General features: G+C 32.2%; 14 protein-coding genes. 9 read left to right on the forward strand and 5 right to left on the reverse strand.

What is annotated here, in order from left to right; all coding sequences use genetic code 11:
• Window positions 1–16 precede the first annotated feature (16 nt).
• From ACH5TW_RS07345 to ACH5TW_RS07385, 9 genes are all read left to right on the forward strand, one after another.
• A complete protein-coding gene (locus tag ACH5TW_RS07345) occupies window positions 17–1,816 on the forward strand; it encodes a RagB/SusD family nutrient uptake outer membrane protein (RefSeq protein WP_439335857.1) in 1,800 nt (599 codons plus the stop codon).
• A 30-nt stretch (window positions 1,817–1,846) separates the two neighbouring features.
• Entirely contained in the window at window positions 1,847–3,388 is a 1,542-nt protein-coding gene (locus tag ACH5TW_RS07350) for a DUF5123 domain-containing protein (RefSeq protein WP_439335858.1), read from the forward strand.
• A 117-nt stretch (window positions 3,389–3,505) separates the two neighbouring features.
• Window positions 3,506–5,752, forward strand: a complete 2,247-nt coding sequence (locus tag ACH5TW_RS07355; protein WP_439335859.1) for a pectinesterase family protein — start codon at window positions 3,506–3,508, stop codon at window positions 5,750–5,752.
• A gap of 116 nt (window positions 5,753–5,868) precedes the next feature.
• Complete coding sequence (locus tag ACH5TW_RS07360; RefSeq protein ID WP_439335860.1) at window positions 5,869–7,302, forward strand: glycoside hydrolase family 28 protein; 1,434 nt, start codon at window positions 5,869–5,871, stop codon at window positions 7,300–7,302.
• Between the two features lie 24 nt (window positions 7,303–7,326).
• Complete coding sequence (locus ACH5TW_RS07365) at window positions 7,327–8,337, forward strand: DUF4861 family protein (protein WP_439335861.1); 1,011 nt, start codon at window positions 7,327–7,329, stop codon at window positions 8,335–8,337.
• A gap of 6 nt (window positions 8,338–8,343) precedes the next feature.
• Window positions 8,344–9,573, forward strand: coding sequence for a glycoside hydrolase family 88/105 protein (locus ACH5TW_RS07370; RefSeq protein ID WP_439335862.1), 1,230 nt, complete (start codon window positions 8,344–8,346; stop codon window positions 9,571–9,573).
• 213 nt (window positions 9,574–9,786) lie between these two features.
• Window positions 9,787–11,412 (forward strand): glycoside hydrolase family 43 protein, encoded by a 1,626-nt coding sequence (locus tag ACH5TW_RS07375; protein WP_439335863.1) that lies wholly within the window; start codon window positions 9,787–9,789, stop codon window positions 11,410–11,412.
• 7 nt (window positions 11,413–11,419) lie between these two features.
• On the forward strand, window positions 11,420–13,111 hold the full coding sequence (locus tag ACH5TW_RS07380) for a glycoside hydrolase family 28 protein (RefSeq protein ID WP_439335864.1): 1,692 nt from the start codon (window positions 11,420–11,422) through the stop codon (window positions 13,109–13,111).
• A 2-nt stretch (window positions 13,112–13,113) separates the two neighbouring features.
• Window positions 13,114–14,079, forward strand: coding sequence for an alpha/beta hydrolase fold domain-containing protein (locus ACH5TW_RS07385; protein WP_439335865.1), 966 nt, complete (start codon window positions 13,114–13,116; stop codon window positions 14,077–14,079).
• A gap of 107 nt (window positions 14,080–14,186) precedes the next feature.
• Here the strand turns inward: ACH5TW_RS07385 and pelA are convergent, their stop codons facing one another.
• From pelA to uxaC, 5 genes are all read right to left on the reverse strand, one after another.
• The gene (gene pelA / locus ACH5TW_RS07390) at window positions 14,187–15,797 is read right to left on the reverse strand and encodes a pectate lyase (RefSeq protein WP_439335866.1); all 1,611 of its coding nucleotides are present in this window, start codon (window positions 15,795–15,797) and stop codon (window positions 14,187–14,189) included.
• A gap of 237 nt (window positions 15,798–16,034) precedes the next feature.
• Complete coding sequence (locus ACH5TW_RS07395; protein ID WP_439335867.1) at window positions 16,035–17,645, reverse strand: UxaA family hydrolase; 1,611 nt, start codon at window positions 17,643–17,645, stop codon at window positions 16,035–16,037.
• 18 nt (window positions 17,646–17,663) lie between these two features.
• Window positions 17,664–19,112: a tagaturonate reductase gene (locus tag ACH5TW_RS07400; protein ID WP_439335868.1), complete on the reverse strand. Its 1,449-nt coding sequence runs from the start codon at window positions 19,110–19,112 to the stop codon at window positions 17,664–17,666.
• Between the two features lie 92 nt (window positions 19,113–19,204).
• On the reverse strand, window positions 19,205–20,503 hold the full coding sequence (locus tag ACH5TW_RS07405) for an MFS transporter (RefSeq protein WP_439335869.1): 1,299 nt from the start codon (window positions 20,501–20,503) through the stop codon (window positions 19,205–19,207).
• 75 nt (window positions 20,504–20,578) lie between these two features.
• A complete protein-coding gene (gene uxaC / locus ACH5TW_RS07410; protein WP_439335870.1) occupies window positions 20,579–21,979 on the reverse strand; it encodes a glucuronate isomerase in 1,401 nt (466 codons plus the stop codon).
• Window positions 21,980–22,036: the final 57 nt, after the last annotated feature.

The raw sequence follows: 22,036 nt of genomic DNA on the forward strand, positions 1-22,036 counted from the left end.
ATATATCCTACAGAAAATGAAAAACATAATAAAAATAATAATTTCGGGAGCCATTATAATAGGACTATTTAATGCCTGCCAAGAATTTAACGAAGAGTTTTTAGAAGCACCAGCAAAATCAACTTTAGATGATGAAGTGATTTTCTCAAACACTGATTTAGCACAAGGTGCTATTGACGGTATTATTGAAATAATAGCACATACAAACTCATATAGAGGTCGTCATATTCCTTTTTATGGTTTTAATACAGATACGGAATGGAATTACAATTCGTCTTCGGTAGGGAATTCTACAGGTGAGCTTATGATATATGACACCAAAGCGAATAATGCGCAAATGGATAGAAATAATAGTTCTTGGAACGAAATTTACATAGGTATAGAACGTGCTAACAAATCAATTGAAGGTATCCGTAATTTTGGTAATCCAGAGCCTGGAACCGAATTTGGTCGCTTATTAGGTGTTGCTTTAACCTACCGTGCATTATTTTATGGGGACTTACTTAAAACATGGGGTGATGTTCCTGCGCGATTTGAACCTATAAATTCAGAAACTTTATATATAGAAAAATCAAATCGTGAAATCATTTATAAGCAAATTATTGCAGACTTAGGAGAAGCGGCAACATTAGTGCCTTGGCCAAATGAAAGTTCTTCTACATCTTCTGTTGAAAGAATAAACAAAGCTTTTGTAAAAGGGCTTAGAGCTCGTTTAGCATTAGCAGCTAGCGGATTTCAACAATATCCTAATGAGGGAGTTAGAAGAAGTAATGATCCAGATTTATCGGTTGCAAAAATGTATAAATTAGCACTTGATGAATGCCGTTCAGTTATTTCAAGTGGTACAGCTCAATTAGAGCCTTCATTTGAAACTGTTTGGAGAAAACTAAATGAAGAAGACACAAATTCTGGAGGTGAATCTTTATGGGAAATGCCGTTTGCCGATGGTCGTGGACGTGTAAATTTCTCATTTGCTATTCGTCATCGTAGTGTAGATCAACACACCGCTCAAGCAAGAGGTGGTATCGCAGGTCCTTTACCATTCGTATTTTACGACTATGATGAATCAGATAATAGAAGAGATTTAACTTGCGTTCCTTATGAATGGGGAACTGCTGATTTAAGTGAATTTTCACAACAAACTCTAGTTGGACTAAACAGATGGTATTTTGGTAAGTACCGCTATGAGTGGATGAATAGACGGGTAACTTCATCTAATGATGATGGTATTAACAAAATGTATATGCGCTATGCTGAAATTCTTTTAATGGCAGCAGAAACTGCAAATGAAATTGAAGGCCCTTCGGCAGCGGCACCTTACTTAAAAGAGATTCGTAAAAGAGCATTTGCTTTAGAAAATCATCCTGTAAAAGTCGATAACTATGTTGATGCACTAACAAGTAAAGAAGATATGTTTAATGCCATTGTAAATGAACATAAATATGAATTTACAGGTGAAATGGAACGCAAACTAGCACTTATAAGATGGAATTTACTTGGCACTAATTTAGAGCAAGCAAAACAAAAAATGACTGACTTACAACTTCGTATGGGAGATTATGTAGACGTACCAACAACTTTATATTACAAATATGCTGCAGATAACGAGACATTAGAAATATACGGTTTAAATAGAGGTGAAACAACTGATCCAGGAGCAGAATATTCAGCTAAAGATTGGACAGAACTGCCTGATGAAGAAATAAATTCTCTTTTCAAAGAAGGGGTTGACCCAGACACTAAACAATTTTGGCCTATATGGCAAGTATTTATTGATGGAAGTAATAATAAATTGGTAAACGATTACGGTTATTAAAAAAATCTCAAAACTAAATATTAAGTTATTATGAAAATAAAATATATATTAAATACATTATTCACAACAATAATAGCATTAACTGTTATAAGTTGCGGTTATAATGAAGATGTAATAGAAGAATTATCTATAAATAGAGAATTTGCGCCTGTAAATTTAACAGCAAATGTTAGAACCCAGACAAGTGTAGAGTTAAACTGGACTACAAATGACAATATGGATTATTATATTGTAGAGTTTAGTGCAGACGACCCAACGTTTTCTACTATTTTCTTAAATGAACAAGTTACTGCTGATCAATTACCTATCACAATTAGATTAGAAGGTGAAACAGTTTACTCAATAAGAGTAAAAGGGGTTAGTCTAAGAGGATTAAATGATTCTTCATGGGCATTAGGTGAGGCAGAAACTTTATCTGAACAAATCATGCTACCCTCTGAAATTGGAGATATACAGTATGATAAAGCAATTTTAAGATGGGAAGGCGGTTTAAATGTTTCACATTTTATTATTCAACCTGGAGATATTAGACATGATATTACAGCTCAAGAAAAAGCAGATGGTTTAGCTACAGTAGAAGGCTTAACTTCGGATGCGGAAACTTCAGTTATTCTTTATAATAACACAAAGGTAAGAGGAACAGCTGCATTTAATACCGAAGTAGATCCTGCAACTGGAACCTTAGTATCTACTAATGATGATATACTACAAATGATTACAAATGCCGCTTCTGGAGATGTTTTATTATTAGAAGCTGGAGATTACTCAGCACAAACGGGAACTGCAAACTTAGATAAATCTATTACAATAAGAGGCTTACTAAGTTACAGCAAGCCTTTGTTAGCAATTAATTTTCAAGTTAATGATGGCACAACAGATTTAAATTTAATTAATTTAGATTTAAATGGAAATCTATCTACTTCTGATGTAGTTAGATATACTGGAGTTGGCAACTATAATTCATTATTGATTAGCGGGTGTATAGTTCATGATTTTTCCCGTTCTTTTATCGCTGGTAATGTAACTGACGCCATAGTGCAATCAGTAACTGTTGAGAATTGCATTGTAACTAACATCTTAACTTCTGGAGGTGATTTTATAGATTTTAGAAACTCAGATTTATTAAACCTTACAGTTAAAACAAGTACGTTTAATAACTGTGCTCCAGGGCGTGATTTTATTAGACTAGATGCTGCTGGCACCTCAAACGGTAATGCCATATGTAATATTTTATTAGATAGTTGTACACTATATGGCTGTTCTGATAGCTCTAGTAGAAGAATACTATATGTAAGATTTCAAACGAACTTAGTTACTGTTAAAAACATGTTAATTACTGAAACAGACTCTGAAGGTTACGCTGATAGAACTGGAGTTGATGAAAATCCAATATTCGATAATAACAATTACTTTAATGCTCCTGGTTTTTATGATAGTAGCCAATTTATTTTTGATACAGGTACCTTTACTGAATTAGATCCTGGTTTCGTAAATGCTTTAGAAGGCGACTTTACGATTACAAATCAAACATTATTAGACAATCAAGTGGGAGACCCACGTTGGAGACTTTAATAAAAGTTAATTAAAATAATAAGTTTGTTATATAAACATTAAAGGGGGGATGCATCATTTATGCATACCCCCTTTTTAATTTTACTTAAATTTAATTTAAAGAATAAAAAATTAATTATGATTAAAAAAACGGGTTTATTAATTACACTAATCCTATTCTTTCTCAACATTAATTTCGCACAACAACTAGCATTCCCAACCGCAAGAGGTTTTGGAAAACATGCAACTGGTGGTCGAGGTGGCATCATTTATACTGTTACAAATTTAAATGATGAAGGCGAAGGAAGCTTTAGAAAAGGTATTCAAAAAAAAGGACCTAGAACAATTGTATTTGCTATTTCCGGAACTATAGAATTAAAATCTAAACTTGATGTAAACAAAGGAAAAGGTGATTTGACCATTCTAGGACAAACAGCTCCTGGTGATGGTATTACACTTAAAGGTTATTCTTTTACTATAAAAGCAGATAACGTTATTGTGCAATACTTGAGATTTAGAATGGGCGATGTAAATAATTATGAAGGTGATGCTTTAGGTTGCAATAACACAAAAAATGTAATTATAGATCATTGCTCGATAAGTTGGGGAACAGATGAAAATGCTTCTTTTTACAACAACAAAGATTTTACATTGCAATACTGCATTATTTCTGAAGCTTTAAATAAATCGGTACACGAAAAAGGCGCGCATGGGTACGGCGGTATTTGGGGAGGCGTAAAAGCGTCTTTTCATCATAACTTAATTGTAAGTAATAATAGTAGAAACCCTAGGTTTAGTGGTTCTTCTACTACTGAAAATTCTGAAAATGAATTTGTAGATTTCAGAAATAATGTCATTTATAACTGGGGAGCAAATAATATTTATGGCGGAGAAAAAGGCACATACAATTTGGTGAATAATTATTTTAAATCGGGACCGGCAACAACATCATCGAAACTAGATAGAATAGTAAGCCCTTCAGAACCTTACGGACAGTTTTATGTAGATGGAAATTTTGTTAATGACTATGAAGATATTACAAAAAATAATTGGAATGGTGGTGTTCAATGTGATAATCCGCTAGAAGCTAAATTAGATACTGAAATTAATATTTCAGATAATATTGCAACGCAAAGTGCTATAGAAGCATACGAAAGCGTTTTAAAAGAAGCTGGCGCTAGCAAACAAAGAGATGCTGTTGATGCTAGAATAGTGCATAACACAAAAGAAGGAAGTGCTAATTATAAAAAAGGCATTATAGATTCTCAACAAGATGTTGGTGGGTGGCCCATTTTAAAAACAGAACAAGCTCAATTAGATTCTGATAAAGACGGCATACCTAATGAATGGGAACTAGAAAACAACTTAAACCCTAATGCTAAAGATTCTCATTTAAACACCTTAGACAAAAACTACACAAATATTGAAATTTATAGCCATTCTTTAGTTAATAGTTCGACTAAAAAAAAAAGAATAATTGAAGGTATTAAATATGACTTTGTTGTAGCTTCAAATGGAACAGGTGACTTTACAAAGGTTCAGGAAGCTATAAATAGTGTTCCAGATTTTAGAAAAAATGAAACTAAAATCTATATTAAAAATGGTATTTATAAAGAAAAATTAATTTTACCAACTTCAAAAACCAATGTCACTTTTGTAGGAGAAGATAAAGATAAAACTATTTTAACCTATGATGATTTCGCACAGAAACATAATACCTTTGGAGAAGAAGTAGGTACAACGGGTTCTACTTCTTTCTATGTATTTGGAAATAATTTCAAAGCTAAAAATATCACTTTTGAAAACAGCGCAGGTCCAATTGGTCAAGCAGTTGCAGTACGCGTTGATGGAGATAGAGTTATATTTCAAAACTGCAACTTCTTAGGAAATCAAGACACGCTTTACCTTCACGGAAACCAAAGCAGGCAATATTACAAAGATTGTTATATAGAAGGCACTGTCGATTTTATTTTTGGATGGTCTACGGGCTATTTTGAAAACTGTGAGATCCATAGTAAAAATAGAGGATACATAACAGCTGCTTCAACCAATAAAGAAAGTGCATATGGTATGGTTTTTAATAACTGTAAATTAACCGGAAGCGCTTTAGAAAATACTTTTTATTTAGGCAGGCCATGGAGGGATTATGCACAAACAATTTGGTTAAACTGCTATATGGATAAACATATAAAACCTGAAGGTTGGCATAATTGGAATAAAACTAATGCAGAACTTACAACTTGCTACGCTGAATATAACTCTACTGGACCTGGATCTTCTAAAAAGCGGGTAAAATGGGCTAAAAATTTATCTAAAAAAGAAAGCGAAAAATATACTTTAGATAAAGTCTTAAAAGGTAAAGACAATTGGATACCAAAATTATAGTTTTGATAAAAAAACAATAGTTTTTTATTGAATTTATAAATCTTTTAAAAGAAAGTTATGCCAAGTATATCAACTTTCTTACCTTAGTACAATCGATTGTAATTAAACTAAAATCAATGAAACTAAACACAAAAAAAACACTAAACTTATTATTCTGTCTTGCAATTTTTGCAGCCTCTTTAAACTCTTGTAAAGAAAAAGCAAATGAAGAAAAGGTTCCAGAAATAGACACATTTGCTGCTGCTGATAAAATTATCAGAGAAATAAAAAAACTAGAATTTCCTGAGAAAACTTTAAATATTATTGATTTTGGGGCTATAGCAGATGGTAAAACTTTAAATACACAAGCCATAAAAAAGGCTATTGATTCTTGTAATATCTCTGGTGGAGGTAAAGTAGTTATTCCTTCTGGCAACTTTTTAACTGGCCCAATCGTTTTAAAAAGCAATGTTAATCTTCATCTAGAAGAAGGTGCCAATGTATTATTTACAACAGACAAAAGTGCTTATTTGCCTGCTGTTCATACATCTTATGAAGCTGTTGAATTAATGAATTACTCGCCACTTATTTATGCTTACAAGCAAAACAATATTGCTGTAACGGGTAAAGGAATTTTTAATGGTCAAGCAGACAGAGAAAATTGGTGGCCATGGTGTGGAGCTAAAAGATATGGAAACATAGAAGGAGAACCTCACCAAAGAGACGACCACAATTTACCGAGGTTACGTACTATGAACGAAAACGCAACACCAGTTGCCGAACGCACTTTTGGAGAAGGGCATCAACTACGTCCATTGTTTTTTCAACCTTTTGAATGTGATAATGTATTGATACAGGGTGTTACTTTTACAAACGCTCCTTTTTGGGTTTTACATCCTATTAAATGTAATTATGTTAGAGTTGATGGTGTAACTGTTAGTAGCCATGGACCAAACAATGATGGTTGCGATCCAGAATATTCAAAGTATGTTCATATTACAAATTGCACGTTTGATACTGGTGATGATTGTATTGCTATTAAATCAGGAAGAAATGAAGAAGGTAGACGTATAAATATTCCAAGTGAAAATATAGTAATTGAAAATTGCGATATGCAAGATGGTCATGGAGGCGTTGTTATGGGCAGCGAAATTTCGGCTGGAGTAAGAAATGTTTACGTTAGAAATTGCAAAATGGATAGCCCTAATTTAGATAGAGCCATAAGAATCAAAACAAACACATTAAGAGGTGGATTTGTTGAAAACGTTTATGTAAAAAATATTAAAGTTGGTCAAGTAAAAGAAGCTGTTTTAAAAATCAATACCTACTATGGCATTTATGCTAACCAAGAAGGAAATTTTATTCCCTCAATAAAGAACATACACCTTCAAGATATTGAAGTAGAAAATGGAGGTAAATATGGTATTTTAATTAAAGGAAGAGAAGAAAATCTAGTTAAAAATGTGACATTAACTAATGTACATATAAAAGGAGCTAAAACACCTTTATCTGTTGAAAATTCAGAGCCTATTATATTTAAAAACACCACTATAAACGGAAAACAATACTAAACAAACTATAAGCAAAATTATATCATGAAAAACTTAGCAATTATATCTATAGTGTTTTTGAGTCTTTTTTCTTGTAAAGAAAAAAAATCTGACATTCCAATAGAAACCTCGAATGATGCAGTTGAAACACAAATAACTTCTAAAAGTTATGCAGAAATTTCTGTTGCAGTAGGAGGAAAATGGGTTGATGGCTCAAGAGGTCATAAGGAATATATAGACGGAACATTCAAAAATGTAGATTCACTTCAAGTTCCAGCTGAACATACAGACCACACTTGGTATATTCGCTATGAAGGCCCAGGTTGGGAGAATAGCAAAATAGGATATCGCTTATATTTAGACTGGAGAAATGCTATTGATATATATGGAAAGAAAGTAGATTCGTTAGTGCTACCATATGTTGGTCAAGATGGATTTGATTCGTATCATGAAGATGCTCCTTGGGGACAAGATATATTGAAAGCAGGAAAATCAATGGGAATTGGTGGTTACGGACGCATAGTTGCCGATACTGTTGTTCATTTTCAAAAAGTAAAAAACACCTTTGCTAGTGTTGAAAACTCAGAAAGTAGTTCTTCTGTAAATATAGAATACACAGAATGGGAATCTGGTAATGAAAGCATCGATTTAAAATCAAAACTTACTATTTATCCGCAAGACAGATTTACCAAAGTAGAATTAACACCTTCAAAAGAAGTTTCTGGATTATGTACTGGTATTGTAAAACACGGTTTAGCACTTCAAAAAAAGGAAGGTGAAAAATGGGCATATATTGCAACTTATGGCGTACAGACCGTAACAAGTCCTCCAGATAATTTAGGAATGGCATTGTTTTACAAACTTGATGAAGTAGCAGAACAGAAAGAAGGTATTGATGACAACTTAGTTATTTTTAAACCGTCTACTAAGACTTTAACATATTACTTTTTAGGAGCTTGGGAACAAGAAACTAATGGTATTAAAACCGAAGAAGCTTTTATTACTGACTTAAACAAAAAATTAGAATCATTAGAAAGAACGAATACAATAAACTAATATAAAATGAAAACTTCAACTAAATACATCGCTCTTATTGCTATAACTCTAGGGGTATTTGCTACATCTTGTAAAGATTCTAAAAAAGAAACTATTCAAGAAGAAACTACTACAATAGAAAAAGCTGTTCCAGAAAACTTAAAATGGTCAGAACGCATGGCGTTATCTATCATGAAACGTTTTCCTAAAGCAAGCGCTGTAGATAATCACGCTAAAATAAACTGGAATTACAAACATGGGTTATTAGGCTTATCTTTTGAAAAACTGTATCAAAAAACTGGTAATGAAAAATATTTTGAATATGAAAAAGGATATGTCGATGATTTAATTGATAGCACTGGAACTATTCAAGGTTATAAAATGGAAAAATATAACATTGATAATATTAATGCTGGTAAAATTCTTTTCTTCATCTATGAAAAAACAAAAGATGAAAGATATTTAACAGCTATTAAGACATTAAGAAAGCAATTTGAAGGACATCCAAGAACTAATTCTGGAGGTTTATGGCATAAGAAAATATATCCAAACCAAATGTGGTTAGATGGGTTATATATGGGGCAACCATTTTATGCTAAATACATTTCAGAATATGAAGATGGCAAAAACTTTGATGATGTGGTGCACCAATTCGACTTAAGCTATAAACAAACATTAGACGAAAAAACAGGCTTATTATACCATGCTTGGGATGAAAGCAAGAAAATGGGTTGGGCAGATATAGAAACTGGTAAATCACCAAACTTCTGGTCGCGTTCTTTAGGTTGGTATGCTATGGCATTAGTTGATGTATTAGATTATTTACCAAAAGACCATCCAAAAAGAGACAATTTAATTGGCTATTTAAATGACTTATCAACAGCTTTAGTAAAAGTACAAGACTCAACAGGTATTTGGTATCAAATTCCCGATCTAGCAGATAGAAAAGGCAACTATTTAGAATCATCAGGAACAGCAATGTTTGCTTATGCATTTGCTAAAGGTGTTAACAAAGGTTATTTACCAGAAAGCTTTAAAGGTGCTGCAAACAAAGCTTTTGATGGACTTATAAAAGAATTGATTAAAGTAGACGAAGATGGAGAAATTCATCTTACTCAAACTTGTAAAGGAGCAGGTTTAGGAGGAAATCCATATAGAGATGGTTCTTTTGAATATTACATTAGTGAAGCAAAAAAAGTAAACAATTTACATGGTACTGGTCCATTTATTTTGGCTGCTTTAGAATTAAATAGATAAATTTAAACTTTCAGCACACCCAATAACTATAGGGTGTGCTGAAGTATTATTACGGAAACAAAAGATAGTAATAGAATTATCTAAACTTTTGTTATCAAAATTATTTAGTATAATAAGTGTTGAAAAAGTATATTACTAAAAACACAAAGCATTCACAATTTCATTTTTACTTAGATAGTAAATGAACAATATCTAAAGCCAAAAATATAACCGATGAAACGATATATATTCTTATTAACACTAATTAGTACCTCTTTAATATTTGCGCAAAAAAAACATTATGTATCTGAAGTTTGGGTAGCCGATAATGGAGATGGAACATATAAAAACCCTATAATATATTCTGATTATTCAGATCCAGATGTTGTAAGAGTTGAAGATGATTATTATATGACGTCTTCCAGCTTTAATTCGGCTCCAGGATTACCTATTCTTCATTCTAAAGACATGGTAAACTGGAAATTAATAAACTATGCCGTAAAACAACAAGTACCTTACGACACCTTTAAAGTCCCTCAACACGGAAATGGTATTTGGGCACCAAGTATTCGGTACCATAATAATGAACTTTATATTTATTGGGGCGATCCAGATTTTGGAATTTACATGGTAAAAACTAAAGACCCTCATGGAGATTGGGATAAACCAGTATTAGTCATGGAAGGCAAAGGACTTATAGATCCTAGTCCTTTATGGGATGATAATGGAGACGTATATCTTTCGCATGCTTACGCAGGAAGTAGAGCCGGTGTTAAAAGTATACTTACGGTAAATAAAATGAATGCTGAAGGCACTGAAGTTTTAGATGAAGGTGTCCATGTGTTTGACGGACATGATAATCATACGACTGTTGAAGGCACTAAGTTTTACAAACGTAATGGATACTACTACATTTTTGCTCCGGCAGGAGGTGTATCTACTGGATGGCAACTCATTTTGCGTTCAAAAAATGTTTATGGTCCTTATGAAGAAAAAGTAGTTTTAGAACAAGGAAGTACAGCAATTAACGGTCCGCATCAAGGTGCATGGGTCGATACGCCAAATGGAGAATCTTGGTTTTATCATTTTCAAGATGATGGAGCTTACGGACGTATTGTTCATTTACAACCTATGTCTTGGAAAAATGATTGGCCAGTTATGGGTAAAGATTTTGATGGCAATGGTATTGGAGAACCAGTTGCTTCACATAAAAAACCAAATGTTGGTAAAACCTACCCTATAGTAACACCTGTTGAAACGGATAATTTTGACGGACAAGATATTGGACTTCAATGGCAATGGCATGCAAATTCAAATATTTTATGGCATGTTAAATTTCCTAATAAAGATTATTTAAGACTGTTCTCTATCATCCCACCAGAAGATGCTGTTAATTTATGGATGGTTCCAAATTTACTACTTCAAAAATTTCCGGCACCAAACTTTACAGCAGCTACAAAAATAACACTACACCCTGAAGATGCTACCAACGGAAAAACGGCAGGACTTGTTGTTATGGGTATGAATTATGCCACCATAAGTATTAGTCTTGATGAAAATGGTTATTTTATTAAGCAAACAGAAGCTATTGGTGCCATTAAAGACGTTAAAGAAGAAACGAATGCCATAGAACGTATAAAAACCAATTCAGCATATTTTAAAGTTAACGTTGTTGGACCAGATGCTATGTGTCAATTTAGCTATTCTGAAAACGGAAAAAAATATAAAAATATAGGAAAACCGTTTAAAGCTACAAACGGCAAATGGATAGGTGCTAAAGTTGGTTTATTCAGTATTAGCACAAGAGAAGCTAAACGCTATGGTTATGCCGATGTAGATTATTTTAAAATCACTAAATAATATATTTATGAATAAGTTAGTAATAATTTTCTGTTTATCATTAATAACCATTTCATGTAAACAGCAAGAGGCTCAAAAAGTTGTAGATACAAATAACCTTGATATTTATGAAGGTATTGAATTTGAAATGCCAAAGGTAGAAACGACAAACTTTCCAGATTACACAGTTAGTATTACAGATTTTGGAGCAGTAAGTGGTGGTCTTTTTAAAAACACAGATGCTTTTTCTAAAGCTATAAATGATGTAAACGTTAAAGGTGGCGGTAAAGTTATAATTCCTAGAGGTATTTGGCTTACTGGACCTATTACTTTAAAAAGCAATGTAAATCTTCATTTAGAAGATGGTTCGTTAATCCTATTTAGTAAAGATTTTGATGATTACAAACTTATAAAAACAAGCTTTGAAGGCTTACATACTGTTAGATGCACATCTCCAATCAATGCTTTTAAAGTTGAAAATATTGCTATAACAGGAAACGGTATCATAGATGGTAATGGTGATGCATGGCGACCTGTTAAAAAAGGTAAAATGACAACTAAACAATGGCAAAAACTTCTTAATTCAGGTGGTGCTCTATCTGCAGATGGAAACAGATGGTTTCCTACTGAAAGTTCAAAAAAAGGCTATGAAAGCAGCTCCAGTTTTAATGTGCCCGATTTAATTGATGATGTTGAGTTAGAATCAGTAAAAGATTTTTTAAGACCTGTAATGATAAGTATTTCTACTAGTAAAAGAATACTTTTAGATGGTCCAACGTTTCAAAACTCTCCTGCTTGGAATATTCACCCTTTAAAAAGTGAAGATATCATTATCAGAAATATCAGCGTGAGAAACCCTTGGTATTCACAAAATGGTGATGGTTTAGATCTAGATTCTTGTAAAAATGTCTTGATTTATAATAACACTTTTGATGTTGGTGATGATGCCATTTGTTTTAAATCTGGAAAAAATGAGGATGGTAGACAACTAGGCATGCCTACACAAAATGTCATTGTTAAAAACAATACGGTATATCATGCGCATGGTGGTTTTATTATTGGTAGTGAAATGTCTGGAGGTGTTAAAAATGTTCATGTTTCAAATTGTACTTTTATTGGAACTGATGTTGGTTTACGATTTAAAAGTACCAGAGGAAGAGGTGGTATTGTTGAAAACATATACATATCTAACATTAACATGACAAAGATTCCAGCGGAAGCTATTCGTTTTAATTTATTTTACGGAGGGGAATCGCCTATGTTAGATGAAGGAGATAAATCAATAGAAGAAAAACGAGATCAAATTTTAGTTGAAGTCAATGAAGAAACACCTTCTTTTAGAAATATATTCATGAAAAACATTAGAGTATCAAATTCTGAAAAGGCAGCCTTTTTCATGGGATTACCTGAAATGAGTTTAAAAAATGTATCGCTTGAAAATGCAGTTTTCGAAACTAAAAAAGGTATAACAGCTATTGATGTAGATGGATTAACACTTTCTAATATTGAGATTATTGCATCAAATGATCATGCACTTACTATTTATAATGGTAAAAATGTAAAAATTTCGAATCTAACTTTTGAAGAAAGTAAATTACCAATTAGAGTACTAGGAGAAAAAAGTGAAAGTATTCAGTTTGATAAAAACGATTTTTCAAACGAAAAAGAACAAATTATAATAGAAAAAGGGCTATCTGAGAAAACAGTCATACTAAATTAATAATGAAAGTCTTAAAAAGCATAGTATGTTTTACTCTATTGATTATTGTTAGTAGCAATACTTTTTCACAAGTAAAAAAATCAGATTACAAAGCCTATACTATTGAAAATACCTATCAAAAATTAAAAAAAAATCATCCTTTTATTTCTCCTATAGAACCGTTAGTTTCAAAAGCTATTTGTTACAAAGAAGATGTTGTTTATAAAAAGGTAGATGGTACTAAGTTAAGACTTGATGTTTATATTCCTAAAAACAAAAATTCAAAAACATACCCAGCAGTTTTATTAATTCATGGTGGCGGATGGCTCGTTGGTAGTAAAGAAAACGAACGTGTTATGGCTCAACACCTGGCAGAAAAGGGTTTTGTAGCCATCTCAGTCTCTTATAGACTTGGTTTTGAAGCTCTATATCCTGCAGGAATCATCGATTTAAAAGACGCTGTTAGATGGATGCGTAAAAACGCAAAAAAATATAAAATTAATCCAGCAAAAATAGCAGTATTAGGAGCGTCTGCGGGTGCACAATTAGCAACATTGATTGGAGCCACACCAAATTCATCTGTTTATGGCTCTAATGCATCAATTTCTGATGAAGTTCAAGCTATTGTTAATATAGATGGTATCGTATCTTTTATTCATCCTGAAGCTGCTGCAGAATCAAAACCAGGTAAGCGATCTATGGCTGGTATTTGGCTTAATGGTGAAAAGGAAGATAATTTTAAAAACTGGAAAGAAGCATCTCCTCTAGAATATGTAAATGAACACACACCTCCTACCCTATTTATTAATAGTGCTCAAGCTCGTTTTCATGCGGGACGTGATGATATGGTGGCTATTTTAAATAAACACAATATTTATAATGAGACACATACCATTCCAGATAGTCCACATTCTTTTTGGTTGATGCATCCTTGGTTTGAAACAACGCTTAATTACACCGTTAATTTTTTGAATATAGTATTTAAATAATAGCTTTATTTAGATTAAAATAAAATTTAAAAAGCCACCAAGAATTTAATTCTTGGTGGCTTTTTAATCAAGTAAAATGTTTTAGAATGATTTTCTTGACGTTTTTATTAAATACCGTGTTTGCTTTTCCAAGAAGCATATTCAGAACTAATTAAATTTTTAGGCCAGCTACCATACCATGAATAACCATTTCTTCTTTCATGAGATATTTCGGCAATGGTTTTTCTAGGTATTCCATCCCTACTACAGAAAAATGCTTCATTAGGTCCAAAAATACCAAAATAAGAAGCGTATGAAAAACCAGCATAATCTTCTAAACTATAAAACCTTCCCCACATCACATTACCTGGCGATTCTACTAAAACTTTATCACTACCCGTACTTTGTAAAGCATAACCAACTATTTTAACAGACTCAAACCAAGCTATAGCACTATTAACTGCATCAATAACTTCAGAGGAAGGGTTTTCTAAATCCATTAATAAACGTACTACACCAACAGACTCCGACCCACTATTTGAAGCTAATTCATAAGATCTAGCTGTTGCTGGTGCTAAAGTAACAGCATCATGCTGTGCACACCAAGCTGTTTTAATTCCATTAATAACAACTTGAGTATCTAAAATAACTTGAATACCTTTATCAAATGCTGTTTGAGCTTTAGCAACATAAGATGCATCGAGTACATCTGTATTACTATTTCCATTAATAATGTCCTTCATTAAATTCATAACATTACCCATAGCATTGTCATTATAAGTTATATGGCGACTATAGTTATCTCTTAAAGGATAATATTGAGGCCAACCTCCATTATCGTATTGTGCTTCAAAAAGGTAATCAATAGCTCTAATTACAGCATCTAAATAATCTGGGTTATTCGTAGATTTATAAGCACTTAACAAAAACTTAAGTTCTCCAACAGTATGATTATTATCAATTGTTGTATCTGTATAGTCTTTAGTATTATTAGCTGTTGATATCTCATTAGCAGTCTGTGTTCTCTCATAACCAGAAAAATCGTTATAAGGTTCTTTTGGCCATCCTCCATTACTTCGTTGCCATAACAGCATATTTTCTGCTTTTAATATTGTAGCATAAACAGGTGTAACTCCTGAAATATTCATAATAAATTGATTAGTAACACCACTAACATCTGCTGCAGTTGCAGTAATTGTAATTGCACCATTATCCTTTGGTGTAAGCACCCCATCACTTGAGATATCTGCCAAAAGAGGATCTGACACAGTCCAAGTAACAAGTTTATTTGTTGCATCTGCTGGTAATATTTCTACTGATAATTGTTGAGGGTTTCCATCTGTTATATCACTTCCAGAAATTGTTATACTATTTACTAAAATAGATTGCCCTGATACACCAGAAATTTTAAATATCTTCTCTGCAGAAGTTGCAGAGTCATCGTTAGCTATAACACTTACAGTTAGTGTACCGTTATCAATAGGAGTTAATATTCCTGATGATGAAATTTTAGCTATAGCCTCGTCTGAGACACTCCAAATAACAGTCTTATTAGTAGCGTTATTAGGCAATATATCAAGAGACAATTGTTTGGCAGTACCATCTTCAATATTACCCCCATTTATAATAATGCTTTTTATTAGAATATTATTAGAAATTTCTTCAACAGGATTGTCACTACTACAACCTGCTAAAAAAATTAGACCAACAAATACTATTAAACATTTAAGTGTATTCATAATAACTTACTTTATATCATTTAGTTTAAAATATAATCGATTACACTTTTAATGTGGTGATTCATTATCGACTAAATACAATACAAGACTAATTTCAAAAACCCTTGTTTTTACAATGCTCAAATCTTCATTATAAAAACACAAATCTCTTTCAAGCATAAAACATGTTAAAAATACTTCATAAAAAAAACCAAGCACTAAGGCTTGGTTTCTCTAATCATTTTAAAATAAATATCATTACAATGACACTCCTCGTCTCCAGGGAATAAAATCATTTTGATTTAATAGCTTTGCTTTGGTTTGAATATCACCACTTGCAACTTTAATTATAAATTCTAACATTTCATCAGCCATCTCATCAATGGTTTTCTCTGCACGAATAACAGCTCCTGTTTCAATATCTATAATATCAGACATTCTAAGTGCCATTTCTGTATTTGAAGACACTTTAATTATTGGCGCTATAGGATTACCTGTAGGTGTTCCTAACCCTGTTGTAAATAATACAACGTTTGCTCCAGAACCAACTAATCCAGTCGTACTTTCTACATCATTACCTGGTGTACATAATAAATTTAAACCAGGCTTATTAATATACTCCCCATAATCTAAAACAGCTACAACTGGAGAAGTCCCTCCTTTTTTAGCTGCTCCAGCAGATTTCATGGCATCGGTAATTAAACCGTCTTTAATGTTACCCGGTGACGGATTCATATCAAACCCTGAACCAGCATCAACAACAGACTTTTCGTAAGCTTTCATTAATTCTAAAAACTTCTCGCCATCAGCATCCTCAACACATCTATTTACTAATTCTTGCTCAACACCACATAATTCTGGAAACTCAGCTAAAACAGCAGTTCCATCTAAAGCTACTAATAAATCTGAAACTGCTCCCAAAGTAGGGTTTGCAGAAATACCAGAGAACCCATCAGATCCACCACATTCTAAACCAACTTTAAGTTTTGAAAGTGGTGCAGGTTTACGTTCTGCTTTATTAGCTTCGGTAATAGCTTTAAAAGAATCTTTAACAATTGTAGATAGCATTTCATCTACAGTTCCCATCTGTTGTTGTTCGTAAATAAGGACTGGCTTTTTAAGATTTGGATTAATAGCATCCAATGCATCTTTAAAAACGCTTATTTGAAGGTTTTGGCACCCTAAACTTAAAACCGTTGCACCTGCAACGTTAGGATTATTTACATAACCGGCTAATAATTTTGCTAAACTTTCAGAATCTTGTCTTATTGCTCCACAACCACCTGGATGTGTTATAAACTTTACATCAATATTATTAAATACTTTTTCAGAAGGTTTTTCAGCTGCTGTCTCTTCTGCACCTCCACTAACTAAAGAGCGAAGTAATAATTGATGTGATGTTTCTTTTTCTTTTAAAAGTTCTTTTTCAAAAACTTCTTTTAAAATTTCAATATTTCTATTTTCACAAAAAACTAGAGGAAAGAACAACCAAACATTTTCTGTTCCTACTTGCCCATCTTCTCTGTGGTAACCATTAAAGGTTCTTCCTTTCCATTTTTCAACATTAGGCGCTTCCCAAGTAAATGATTCTGTTTTACCAAAAACCTTTTCACTTTGGTGTTTTACATTTTCAGTTGTTAAAACATCTCCTTTTTCAATAACTCCATTCGCTGTTCCTACAAGAACACTATACATAATAATTCTATCTCCAGATTCAAACTTCTGTAAAGCTATTTTATGTTTAGACTTCGTGTATGAAAGTATCTTAATATCTTCTCCTTCAAAAGAAACAATATCGCCTGCATTTAAATTTACCAAAGCAACGGCAACGTTGTCTGGTGAATTTACTTTAATGATCTTTTTCTGCATCATATAATTTATTAATTCCTAAAACTTAGCACTATAATTTGTGTACCCTTTTTCAATACCATTAGCATCAATTTCTTGTAAAGCCAAAGCAATAGCATCTGTTAAGTTTTCAACTTTGGTTAGATCTTCTCCCCAATAATCTTCAATACTTAAAACATTTTTAGCTATTTCTGAATAATCGCTAGATTCCCATATTTTAGCATATGCTTCAACAACATCTGCGCTATCATTAATTGGTAAATCTTCACCATTCCAAGTTCCTCCTTTATAAAAACGTATTAATGAAGCAAAAGCAAACGTTAAATTAGTTGGTACTTTTTTATGAATATTTACATATTCTAATAAACTAGGTAATACTCTAACTTTAAATTTAGATACCGTGTTTAAAGCTATACTTGATAAATTATGAATAATAAATGGGTTTCTAAAACGGTCGAAAATATCATCCGCGAAACTATTCAACTCATCTCTGTCCATATCTAATGTGTCAATAATTTCATCAAATACAGCTTTATTTATAAAAGGACCAGTAAACGAATCATCTACAGATTGTTTTACTGTTTTATTACCGTAAAGTATAGAAAAAGGAACCATGGCTGTATGTGCACCGTTTAAGATACGTACTTTTCTAGTTCTGTAAGGTTGCATATCATCAACAATCTTAACATCTAAACTTGTTTTACTAAATGGTAATTTTGCTTTTAAATCGTCTCCTCCTTCAATAACCCATAATAAAAATGCTTCGGCAGCTACAATTAAGTTATCTGAATAATCTAACTGTGCATTGTAAGTTTCAATCTCATCTTTTGGATATCCTGGAACAATTCTATCTACTAATGTACTGTGAAAAGCATTACTTTCTAATAGCCATGTTTTAAAGTCATTACCTAAATTCCAATCGATTACATACTTTAAAATAATTTCTTTTAAAGTCTCCGAATTATGATTAATTAACTCACATGGAATGATAGTTAATCCTTTGCTTGTATCTCCATTAAAATGCTTAAACCTTTCGTGTAAAAGAACAGTTAATTTAGCAGGAAATGAACTTGGTGGTTGCATTTCAGGCGTATCAGAACCTACATATGCAATACCTGCTTCTGTAGTATTAGAAATAATGAATTCTAAAGATTCTTCTTTTGCTAAACTTAAATAATCATTAAAATTAGCATATGGATCTACACCTTTTACAATATTAGAAATAAGTTCAATATCTTGAATTTCTTGGCCTTTCTTAACACCTTTCATAAACAAAGTGTACAATCCATCTTGATCGTTTAGCATTTTTACTAAACCTCTATCAATTGGTTGTACCACAGCTATTCCAGCATTAAAATCGACTGCTTTATTTAATTCCTGAAACGCATAACCTATAAAGGCTCTTAAGAAATTACCTTCTCCAAATTGTACTATTTTTATTGGAAGCTTTTCTTCTAATCCAACATTTACTCTATTTAACTTTTTCATTTTTATATAATAATTAAAGGATCAATTAATCTTAAAAAGTTTAAGACTAATTGAATCCTTTATTTAATTTTTTAATTTTAAAGACTCCTATATTATTCTACTATGTAATTTAAATTTTCATCTAAAGGGGTCATTTTTGGCATTAACAAATGTACTAAACCAAGAATGACTAAATAACAAGACCCTGCTACTAGAAACGCCCAGAAAAAACCTGTATTCCCAGCTGAGTCTAGCGCTTTACCTAATAAGAAAGATGATATGATTCCTGCAACAGCACCAGACATTCCACCAATACCTGTTACAGAAGCAACTGCCTTTTTAGGAAATACGTCTGAAGCCAATGTAAAAATATTTGCAGACCAAGCTTGATGCCCTGCTGCTCCTAATCCTATAAGAAATACTGCTAACCATTTATTTTGTGTTATTGCTACAATTGCAACTGGTAAAATAATTAAAGCACATATTAATAAAGTTGATTTTCTTGCTTTATTAATTGACCATCCTTTTTTGATAAAAAATCCTGAAAGATATCCTCCAAAAATACTACCTACATCTGCCATAGCATAAATAACAAAAAATGGAACCCCAATACTTTTAACATCTACACCAAATGTTACAGATAAATATTTTGCTCCCCAGAAAAGGTAGAACCACCAAACAGCATCGGTCATTTTTGCCACAGCAAAAGCCCAAGTTTCTCGTTTAAAGAAAACCTGTTTCCATGGTAATTTATCTTCATTCTCTACTTTAGAATCACTTTGAATATAAGCTAATTCGCCTTTTGATAGGCTAGGATGAACTTCTGGCTTTTTATAAATGCGAAACCAAAGAAACACCCAAATGGCACTAAGAGCTCCAGTAATTAAAAAAGGAATTTGCCAGTTTTTTCCATTTTCATGAACAATCCAACCAATAACAAATGGTGCTGCTATAGCGCCTATACTTGTAGCCGCATTATAAAGTCCCGTTGCAAATGCTCTGTCTTTCTTAGGAAACCATTCAGCTACCGTTTTCTGAGCTGCTGGAAAATTTCCAGATTCACCTATTCCTAAACCAAAACGAGCTACAGAAAATCCTAAAATACTAAATCCTGGTTGTACAAAAGCATGAAGAACCCCAAAGAAACTCCATGTTCCAATGGCTAATGTGTATCCTTTTTTTGTACCTAAACGATCTATAACTCCTCCCATAGCAAGCATTCCTATTGCATATGCAATTTGAAACCAAATAATTATCCCTGCATAATCACTATTTGTCCAACCAAATAATTTTTGAAGTGTGGGATAAAGTACTCCAATGATACTTCTATCAAAATAATTGATTGTAGTGGCAAACATCAAAAGCCCTAAAATCCTGTAACGATAGTTTCCTATCTTCTGCGTTTCATTCATAATTTTCTAAGTTTATTGGTGTTAAATATACACTTATACTTCGTGTATATAAAATTTTAGTTGGTAAAGCTTTATTTAAATTTTGAAATAATCTTTGGCATTATTATAACTAATATCAGAAACCATTTTACCAATCCATTCCATATCGTTTGGTAATTCGCCTCTTTTTATTTCGTCTCCTAAAAGATTACAAAGAATACGTCTAAAATATTCGTGTCTTGGAAATGACAAGAAACTTCTAGAATCTGTTAACATCCCAATAAAACAACTAATAAGCCCCATATTTGAAAGCGCATTTAATTGCTTTATCATACCATCTTTTTGATCTAAGAACCACCAACCAGAGCCAAACTGCACTTTTCCTTTTACACTACCATCGTTAAAATTACCTATCATGGTAGCCATGACTTCGTTATCGGCAGGGTTTAAGTTATAAATAATGGTTTTTGTTAGTTTGTCTTTACTATCTAGTGCATTTAAAAATGCTGATAGTTTTTGAGCTTGTGGATAATCACCAATAGAATCCCATCCTGTATCAGGACCTAAAACATCTAACATTCTTTTGTTATTATTTCTTAAAGCCCCTAGATGATATTGTTGTACCCAACCATATTCATGATAAGTTTCTGCTAAAAATAATAAAATAGCACTTTGAAATTTTAAAGCTTCTTCTAATGTAATATTTTGATTTTCTCTTTTCTTTTTGAAAATTGACTTTACTTCAGCTTCTGTAAATTTTTCAAAATAGATTTGATCTAAACCATGATCACAAACTGAACAACCATTTTTATCGAAAAACTCAATTCTATTTTTTAATGCATCACATAAATCATCATAAGAATTAATAGGCGTTTCTGAAGCATTAGCTAAAGAATCAACATAGTTGTTATAGCCTTCATTAGAAATCATTATCGCTTTATCAGGTCTAAATGAAGTACCAACTTTAATATCTAAATTGTTTTTTATAATCTGTTGGTGGTATTCTAAAGTATCTGTAGGATCTTCAGTTGTACAAACGTATTCTGCATTTACTTTTCGAAGTAAATTTTGAGTACTATATTCTTTAGTGTTAATTTTAGCTGAAACTTCTTCGTAAATTTTATCAGCATTTTTTTCATTAAGCAAATCATACACATCAAAATAACGAGCTAACTCTAAATGTGTCCAATGATATAATGGGTTACGCATTGTGTAAGGCACCGTTTTTGCCCAATTTAAAAACTTATCTTTATCGGGAGCATTACCAGTAATAAAATTTTCATTTATACCCAATGTACGCATTGCACGCCATTTGTAATGATCTCCATTTATCCAAACTTGAGTAATATTATCGAATATCTTATCTTCTGATATTTGTTGTGGTGATAAGTGGTTATGATAATCTATAATTGGCTGATTTTTAGAATAATTATGATATAATTCCTCTGCGTATTTATTTTCTAAAAGAAAATTGTCGTTAATAAATTTTTTGCTCATTTTAAGCTTATTATCTTTAAATTATTTTTGTGATTATGTCTAAAAGATTGACAGTAA

This window comes from Thalassobellus sediminis (assembly GCF_044386045.1).
In the GTDB taxonomy this organism is placed as follows: Bacteria; Bacteroidota; Bacteroidia; order Flavobacteriales; family Flavobacteriaceae; genus Thalassobellus; species Thalassobellus sediminis.

Bases quoted from the DNA above. Each gene is read 5' to 3' on its own strand.
- ACH5TW_RS07345 (WP_439335857.1), top strand. From the start codon at position 17: ATGAAAAACATAATAAAAATAATAATTTCGGGAGCCATTATAATAGGA.
- ACH5TW_RS07350 (WP_439335858.1), top strand. From the start codon at position 1,847: ATGAAAATAAAATATATATTAAATACATTATTCACAACAATAATAGCA.
- ACH5TW_RS07355 (WP_439335859.1), top strand. From the start codon at position 3,506: ATGATTAAAAAAACGGGTTTATTAATTACACTAATCCTATTCTTTCTC.
- ACH5TW_RS07360 (WP_439335860.1), top strand. From the start codon at position 5,869: ATGAAACTAAACACAAAAAAAACACTAAACTTATTATTCTGTCTTGCA.
- ACH5TW_RS07365 (WP_439335861.1), top strand. From the start codon at position 7,327: ATGAAAAACTTAGCAATTATATCTATAGTGTTTTTGAGTCTTTTTTCT.
- ACH5TW_RS07370 (WP_439335862.1), top strand. From the start codon at position 8,344: ATGAAAACTTCAACTAAATACATCGCTCTTATTGCTATAACTCTAGGG.
- ACH5TW_RS07375 (WP_439335863.1), top strand. From the start codon at position 9,787: ATGAAACGATATATATTCTTATTAACACTAATTAGTACCTCTTTAATA.
- ACH5TW_RS07380 (WP_439335864.1), top strand. From the start codon at position 11,420: ATGAATAAGTTAGTAATAATTTTCTGTTTATCATTAATAACCATTTCA.
- ACH5TW_RS07385 (WP_439335865.1), top strand. From the start codon at position 13,114: ATGAAAGTCTTAAAAAGCATAGTATGTTTTACTCTATTGATTATTGTT.
- pelA (WP_439335866.1), bottom strand. From the start codon at position 15,797: ATGAATACACTTAAATGTTTAATAGTATTTGTTGGTCTAATTTTTTTA.
- ACH5TW_RS07395 (WP_439335867.1), bottom strand. From the start codon at position 17,645: ATGCAGAAAAAGATCATTAAAGTAAATTCACCAGACAACGTTGCCGTT.
- ACH5TW_RS07400 (WP_439335868.1), bottom strand. From the start codon at position 19,112: ATGAAAAAGTTAAATAGAGTAAATGTTGGATTAGAAGAAAAGCTTCCA.
- ACH5TW_RS07405 (WP_439335869.1), bottom strand. From the start codon at position 20,503: ATGAATGAAACGCAGAAGATAGGAAACTATCGTTACAGGATTTTAGGG.
- uxaC (WP_439335870.1), bottom strand. From the start codon at position 21,979: ATGAGCAAAAAATTTATTAACGACAATTTTCTTTTAGAAAATAAATAC.